Below are 7,610 nucleotides of genomic sequence, written 5' to 3'. Positions count from 1 at the left end.
GCCAAACGTTAACATGATGCTGCCAAGTTTGCTGTAGAAATAACATAAAAGCCTCCATAGGTAATGACTGTTGTCATTATCGGGGCTTGGGTTTAAATGGGAATAATGTCGAGAACTAAGCGCTTACAATTGAAGTGATAAATGAAAGGCGGCATTGTGTGATCATTAAAAGGTAATTGGTCGTCTAACTATCGTCATATGCCTGAACACCAAAAGCGTGGTAACATCTTCCATCATTCAAGGCAAGTAGACATATAAGAATGAACAACCAAGCTATTTCTAATGAGTATCAACAGATTAGACTTGCTGTATTAGCACAGACTCAAAGTGATTTTGAACAATTCGAGCCAGACTTTATTGGCCATATTGATTTAACTGAAATCAATGAAGATGCTCTCCGTTCTCAAGATGAGTGGGAAATGCCAGTAAATCGCCAAATAGGATGGGATTGGCGACAAGTACGAAATCAATATCGCAGAGATCATATGGCTAGATTAGAGCTTGCTGTATGGCATGATGAAGAACTTTGTGGCCTTATGATCGGTAAAGCGAGTGATGGGAAGTTGGTTGTTAAAATCAACTATATTCAAGGCGGTCAAGCTGAGAACCCCTTAAAAGGGTTCATTGTTCCCATAGCTTCACATTGTGCAGAGTTGTTTGCTGTTGCTATTGAAGCCGATTGGATTGGGATTCAAGATCCAATAGATGACGAAGATTTGCTAAACTACTATCGTGAATTAGGCTTTGATGAACGTGATCCTTTTGATCCAAGGAACAACGCATTGTTCAAGCGCGTTGTGACAGATGAAGACTGAGCAGCTTTCCAACTGGATTATAATCGGTTATAATTATAGCAACTAAGGGGGCTATCATGTTGACTGTAGCAACAAACAAAACAAATGATGTGGACGTAGACAAAGCTATCAAGCGTATGCAGGCTCACGCTTCTAAAAGTAGGTCATCATTTGCTAAAGCTTTAAAGGTAAAGGCCCCTAAATCTGTTTATGGATGCCTTGCCGGGCCAGCCAAAGCATAGAAGAATTCAAATATTAAGCATCGCAATTGCGGTGCTTTTTTATGCGTGAAAGGCACAGAACAGATGTTTAATATACACTTTCTAATCGGTTGAGGTTGGTTACCAACCTCTCTCCCACCTATCTCGGGCACGAGCATGTCCCAAAGAGAGTTTAAGATCTTTAATAGACACCTTCTTCAGTTCGTCCTTCAATTTTATCAAGAAGTACAGAAAAAAGCTGGCCCAAGACTAATCGCCACCAAGATATTGGCTTAATCAAGCTAGAAAAGCCTATTTCTCAAGTGACACACGCTGCGATAGTGGCGGCATTCGATCCGATTGAACAAACCTTTCGTGTGTCAGATGAACAGCGCTTCACCTTTAAAGGGTGGGGAAGAATGCAAAACTCACAACCTGCCACCACCATGCAAAAAACCGAGTTAATCTGGCGATACACTGGAGGAACAGAAGAATTTGGTGGTGAAGGAGGATGGGTAAATAGAAACACTTACGCGCCCAATTTTGCTAAACAATGGATAGGTGGGTTGCCCAGTCCCGTAGCAAGTTGCACTGATAACACTCACAATTGCGATTACGGGCTCACGGACTTTTTTCCTCTTTTCCCAACAAGAAAAGCGTCCTTGCCGTTATCGGGCGACTCAGGAACCCCGTTGATGCTCAATAGCAACCAAGTAATTGCCTTTGCAAAAAGCACTCAAACGAAAGTAATCCCTGAATTTACTATGTTCACTCTCGTCGGCCACTACATTCCGCTATTGATTAAGCGGATTGATAAACTGGCAGCACCAGCAATGATGAACTACGCCTTTGATGTAAAGATGGATGAAAAAGACGCACCGAGCACTGACTTTCCAATCTTGCTGTCCGAGATAGGCAAAGCGCCCGTATCCACGACGTTTACGATTCAAAACCTGACCAATGAGACTCAGCTCATTAATCCTTTTTTGCAGGGGGAAAATCAGTATGTCACCTTAACAGGCTGTGAGAACGAGACATTGAAGCCGTCACAGTTTTGTGAAATGAGGGTTCAGATTGACGGTGAAAGCAACGCTGTGCTGAATTTTGGTGACAACCGAAATACAACAACCACAATCGGACTTGATATTAACATCGACATTATTCCAGAAGATGATCACGGAGGTGGCGAGGGGAGCGTTGATAACAATACCTCAAAACCAAGTAACAACGGCAGCAGTGGTGGTGGCTCAATGAGTTTCTTATCTTTATTGTGTTCATGTTGGCGGTGCGTGGATTTCGACGCCAGCAATAATTAAAACTTATCACGCCCACAACTAAGCCAGAGGAATTACCCTCTGGTTTTTTTAAAGGGGTATAAACCTATAGTCGAATGAACTTGTCTATACTGCAAAATATCACCGACCTGAACCTTTCAGGTCTTTTATGACGGAGCACCGCACTGTATCGGGGTTATCCGATGCGTAAATGCAAATGCCGAAGTGAACTAAGGTAAATACACTCGCGTGTAAAAGCCCGTAGTCCAAATGGTTATAAGAAAACCAAGTCATGAAAAATCCACTAATTAATGGCGTTGTCATGAACAAGCAAGCGTAAACCATCAGTGGGTATAAAAGGAAAGGACTCACATCCATTGAGCCGTGAATCCATGGCAGCAAAAGCGAATTGAAGTACAGGGCGGAACCCGCCATTAAACCAACAAAGATAACGCCATGCACATTTACTTTTCCGTTATCAATGAAATTAAACTTGATCATAAATCACCTATCAAAAAAAGGGCTAGGGGTATTCTTGTTGTCACATTTTTCTTTGGATAGGCAAAAGGGATAGAAATTATATTTGTGGTAAGTTGTGTAAAAAATCTACCACAAGTATAAATTGTGGTAAAGTTAGTGGCACAATCTACCAAAAAGGTATGAAAATGGATATCTGGCATTATCCTCGTACACAGCTTGCTACCTTCATTCTTAACGGGATGGACAAAGGTCTTCTTCAACGTGTTTCAATCTTCGCTCCACGCAAGCGAGGTAAAACTCAATTTATCCAGAAAGACATCATTCCTATGGCTCGTGAACTTAGTGTATTACCTATCTATGTGGATTTTTGGATGCAAAAAGACGACCCAGAAGGTATCTTCATTAAATCCGTTATTGATGCTTGTGAAAGGAATGAAGTATTTCTACATAAGCTTGGCAAAGCTCTCAACTTCAAAAAGTTAGGTTTAAGTGCAGCTGGTAGCAAAGTCGAAGTTGAGCGTTCTCAGGGAGAATTGAGAGCTGACTTGTTCGCTGTATTTCGACGCTTAAACGAGCTGGATATGCCGGTTTTGCTGTTACTTGACGAAGTTCAACATCTAGCTACTCGTAAAGAATTTGACTCATTTACGGCAGCTCTACGCAGTTTTGTAGTCAACAGAGAGGATAACAACGTCAAGTGCATCTTCACAGGCTCTAGTAGAGAGGGGTTAAGTCGTTTATTCAAAGACAATAAAGCCCCATTCTACAACTCCAGCCAAACTCAGATCTTTGAAGAGCTGGATATGGATTTCGTTGAATTCGAGTTGGCTGCATTCAAAAATGTCACTGGTGGTGTCGAACTCGATAAACGCAAAGCGCTAAAAATCTTAATCAAACAAAATCGCGCTCCTGCTCGGTTTGTTGAAATGTTAAAAAATATGGCCCTGAACATGGTTCATGACTTAGATGTTGGTGTCCATCGTTATGACGTTGATCGTATTGAGTCAGAGAACCACTTTTCAAAAATATACGAACAACGGAAACCTATCGAAGTGGCGATCCTGAAGCTTGTTGCTGCGAATGAGTCAAAAGGTCTTTATACTCAGGCAGGACTAGATAAAGTGAAGGTTTTCACTGGCGACCCAGAAACAGACGTTACAAAATGGTCGGTGAAAAATGCAGTCACACGATTGAAGTCACTTGAGCTCATTTACAGCCCAGAACGTGGGAAGTTAGAAATTGAGAATCACGATTTTCGTGATTATATTCTTGAAAAGTAAGGATACATAATCCTTATCTATCTCTTTCGGGAACTATTGTTTGACCAGAACTACAACCAAAGCGGTGGTGATGTTTTTGCTACATGAGCAAAAATTCTTACAGGAATAGACGTAATGAATCCATTCCGATAAAGACTTACTTTGGGTTTCAGAGCTTCTGTTCTATTGCTAGCAACACCAACTACCCTATAAAAAACAAGGGCTAATTTCCAAAAATTATTTTTTACAGTTGAAAGTTGTCAATGTTCAGCCTGAACACACCACATGATAAGTTTATAACTTAATGATAAATAGATAGAAATGAGATGTAGTGTTTATTGTCGTTATCGGTGTAATTCTTCTAGGTTCAGACCCTACTAGACTTAATGAATACCTATTTCATAAGTACGATTAAGAGGATAATTTTTAACTGGAAGCTAACGAAGCTGAGTACCACCAAGCTCAAGTGCTAACAAGCGAGATTAATCACTTAAGATCCGTCATTATTAATTTTTCGGCAGAGAAAGACACTGAATATCGAAAATGGGTCCAGCTATCAAAACGATTGTTTCCAGATACGCTGTACCAGACCGTGCATCGAAAAATTCCTCTATTACCAGCGACGATCACTCATATTGACTTCTCTTGGTGCGAGCAACAAAAAAGTATCAAAAAACTCTCCACAGAAGAGGCTAAATCGATGTTGAGACGGTTTGATGCGGCAACCCCTCCTTGGCAAGCCGAAAAAAAACATGGATAAACTGGATAACTTACCGTCTGCATACAAAATCACTAACATGAGAACGCACCTTCAAGCAGTGGTGAAATATTACAACGAGAAGACGGGGGGTTACAGCGAGATAAGAAAGGTATACTTACCAATGATAGCGCTGATGCAGAGTCAACGGCCTATTGGCGTTAACTCTTTACCAGATTTTCAGAAGAACGATAAAAAGCACTGCGTATTAAAAGGCTATAAGTCAGTTGTGGAGCGAACTTGCCTGTATTACAAGCAATCGTCACTTTAACGCATCCGGCTCTCTTAACGTATAGACAACGATAGCTACTTGCAACAAAACAAATATGCTCGACTGCCAAAGGGCATAACCAAAGAAGGTATAGGATACCCAAGCCATAACAAAGCCATTAATGAGAGGCGTCGCCATCATGCAGAAGATAGCCGTAATAACAAATAACAACATAGGCTGACCAAGGTCGAGCGAGCGATATAACCAAGGCAGCAATAAGTAATTATAAAGCAGCATTGTTGAAGAAGTGGATAAAATAAAAACTATTTTTGGTACATTTAATTTGCGCATATTTCACCTAAGAGTTCGCATGTTGAGCTGGATCCCCAACATTAAAAAAGAATATCATGGCTTTTTTTAATGCAAGGCTAGGGAGCGAGCGTTATCGGATAATATTTCAGTGCTCTACGAAAGCGTCACATCCGATTTACTGAAAGAAAAAAGCTACTTCAGAGCCCCAGCCTTGCCACAACAACGTTAACAACAAACGCAAATATCAATACTTCCTGACGCACTCTTAATCGCCGGGTGGTGCGCCTTTCACTACCACCTAAATTAAGTTCGCTTTAGACTCATTAGATTTAGCTACTCCATGTATTTTCTGTTTCCTCGAATTGAAAGTTACCTTTACATTAGAAAGTACCAATCCGCTCCGAACGTTACAGAAAAAGTGCTGCAAGATGAAATAGAACTGTGGAAAGATCTGGTCTTAAATAACGAAGCCGACGAGGCTATACTCACTAAGAAGTGGACCCCGATGGTTGGACACATAAGCTAATTTCTTAAGTGGTTGACCCTGCTCATGCTGCATATCTCTGCCTACCGAAGTAGGCCTCATCAGAAGTGAGGCTATTCAGTCCTTGATGATTACGCTCTTCATTATAAAGCACCATGTAGTTACCGATTTCAAGCCCGACTTCTCGGGGCGTGGTATAAGCGTTTAAGTAAACCTCCTCATATTTCAGGTTTCGCCATAATCGTTCAATGAAAACATTGTCAACCCAACGGCCTTTCTCATCCATGTTTATACGTACGTTATGCTCACAATTAACTTCTCTCTGAACTCTGTGCTGGTAAACTGGCTACCTTGATCGGAGTTAAAGATATCGGGCGGCCCGTAGTGTTGAAGCGTTTCTGCGAGAGCCTAAATGTAAAAACTTGTATCCATGGTGTTCGAGAAGCGCCAAGCCAGAACTTTGCGACTATACCGGTCGATAATCGCAACCGGGTACAGAAACCCCTCCGCCATTAGGATACATGTAATATCAATCGCCCAAGCTTGATTTGGGTAAGGGACTTCGGTATCACGTAATAGATAGGGATAAAACTTGTGTGCTTTGTTCGCCAGCGTCGTTTTGGGCTTGGGGTAAATAGCCCCAACACCTAGCTCTTGAGATCAACTCATTACTCAACCCTGCATGATAATACGGAGCATAATCGCTGCTGGCATTTTGCTCGAAAGCAAAAGCTTCTTTAGATGGAAGGTGGTGAGATATTGCTATATCAACTTTCTCTGGAAAGTTGTTAATGAATGCTTTGTGCTGTTCTTCAATCATTTGATGGCTGACGTACTTTGTATCATTCATCAGTTCTGAGTAGGCATCAATCAGTGCAGAAGAGTATGTGTGGATAGGAAACCAAAGTGTTCCTCCATAAATGCTACACCCATCTAAATTAATTGGCTCATTATCCAGAAAAAACAAATTCTTAGTTGTGTCACTATGCACCTTAAGCTTTTCTATTGGGGAGTATCTACTGTCTGTGGATCTTATTGAATCTTGTTTGCGCAGATAGCCAGAACGGTAAGATTTACTTTTACTGCTGTACCATTCGTGATTTCCCGCAACGAAGACAACGGCTCTAAAGTAAGAACAAAGAACATTTTTTATATACGCAATTCCATTTAGCGCATTTGCCGTGTCACCAGCAATAATCAAAACCGCGTCATTATCGAAATTATGCCAGAAGCTTCGATGTATGCCGTGTAAATCTAAGTGCAAATCAGATACCGCGTAAAATTTCAATGTATCCACCTGGCTGAGTTTGTAAATGTGTCCTTTGCGTAACAGTATACCCCCTACTAATTAAGAGTTTAGCTATTCCTATACGCGTCGAGGATGAAAAATAGTCAATCATCACGCTTCAAATTAATTTCATCTCATTATTTGCATTTTTTGAGATGAAATTGATTTCTGGTATGCGTGTATTTGTTCCAGAGCACAAAAAATAGGAATTCCATCGGTGATCGATTAGGAGGAGTTGTCACCTCTAATGATACCTTTCCTGCTCATAATTTGGATGTAAGTTTGTTTATGAAACTTTAACTACGCATTAGCCGTTTTCAGAGTTTGAGTCTTTAGAAACAAAAGCTAGGAATATCATTAGGTGGCGTTCATTTTTTCGGTTTGTTTATAAAAAATGAACAAAAGAATAAAATGAACGCTTGATGCTGAGGGATCCCCTCATAATTTCCCCAAAGCGCAACCGTACCTGAATAGATTTTGAGCAAGTATGGTTGCAGCTACGAGCAAGTCTTTCCTCGTTATTGCGTAGCCAGAATGCCGCAGAACTTCCA

At 41.0% G+C, this 7,610-nt stretch carries 7 protein-coding genes and 1 pseudogene; 5 read left to right on the top strand and 3 right to left on the bottom strand.

Going from position 1 to position 7,610, the window contains the following annotated elements; genetic code table 11:
- The first annotated feature begins 260 nt into the window (after nt 1-260).
- From FKQ60_RS16780 to FKQ60_RS16760, 5 genes are all read left to right on the top strand, one after another.
- Nucleotides 261-815, top strand: coding sequence for a hypothetical protein (locus FKQ60_RS16780; RefSeq protein WP_170905496.1), 555 nt, complete (start codon nt 261-263; stop codon nt 813-815).
- A gap of 56 nt (nt 816-871) precedes the next feature.
- Nucleotides 872-1,036, top strand: a complete 165-nt coding sequence (locus tag FKQ60_RS16775; RefSeq protein WP_170905495.1) for a hypothetical protein — start codon at nt 872-874, stop codon at nt 1,034-1,036.
- A gap of 299 nt (nt 1,037-1,335) precedes the next feature.
- Nucleotides 1,336-2,310, top strand: coding sequence for a hypothetical protein (locus tag FKQ60_RS16770; protein WP_170905494.1), 975 nt, complete (start codon nt 1,336-1,338; stop codon nt 2,308-2,310).
- Between the two features lie 623 nt (nt 2,311-2,933).
- Nucleotides 2,934-4,028 (top strand): hypothetical protein, encoded by a 1,095-nt coding sequence (locus FKQ60_RS16765; protein WP_170905493.1) that lies wholly within the window; start codon nt 2,934-2,936, stop codon nt 4,026-4,028.
- A gap of 571 nt (nt 4,029-4,599) precedes the next feature.
- The gene (locus FKQ60_RS16760) at nt 4,600-4,767 is read left to right on the top strand and encodes a hypothetical protein (RefSeq protein WP_170905492.1); all 168 of its coding nucleotides are present in this window, start codon (nt 4,600-4,602) and stop codon (nt 4,765-4,767) included.
- Between the two features lie 259 nt (nt 4,768-5,026).
- Here the strand turns inward: FKQ60_RS16760 and FKQ60_RS16755 are convergent, their stop codons facing one another.
- The 3 genes and pseudogenes from FKQ60_RS16755 to FKQ60_RS16745 all read right to left on the bottom strand — a co-directional run bounded on the left by FKQ60_RS16755 (nt 5,027) and on the right by FKQ60_RS16745 (nt 7,059).
- A complete protein-coding gene (locus tag FKQ60_RS16755) occupies nt 5,027-5,326 on the bottom strand; it encodes a hypothetical protein (protein ID WP_170905491.1) in 300 nt (99 codons plus the stop codon).
- A 509-nt stretch (nt 5,327-5,835) separates the two neighbouring features.
- Nucleotides 5,836-6,428 (bottom strand): annotated as a pseudogene (locus tag FKQ60_RS16750) (IS3 family transposase); the annotation flags it as partial.
- Nucleotides 6,340-7,059: a metallophosphoesterase gene (locus FKQ60_RS16745; RefSeq protein ID WP_249374200.1), complete on the bottom strand. Its 720-nt coding sequence runs from the start codon at nt 7,057-7,059 to the stop codon at nt 6,340-6,342. The pseudogene FKQ60_RS16750 and the gene FKQ60_RS16745, both read right to left, overlap by 89 nt.
- Nucleotides 7,060-7,610 lie beyond the last annotated feature (551 nt).

The organism is Vibrio sp. A11 (assembly GCF_013048705.1).
GTDB classification, from domain to species: Bacteria; Pseudomonadota; Gammaproteobacteria; order Enterobacterales; family Vibrionaceae; genus Vibrio; species Vibrio metschnikovii.
Note: the sequence above shows the minus strand (reverse complement) of the source record. Positions and strands in the feature narration are given on the sequence as shown.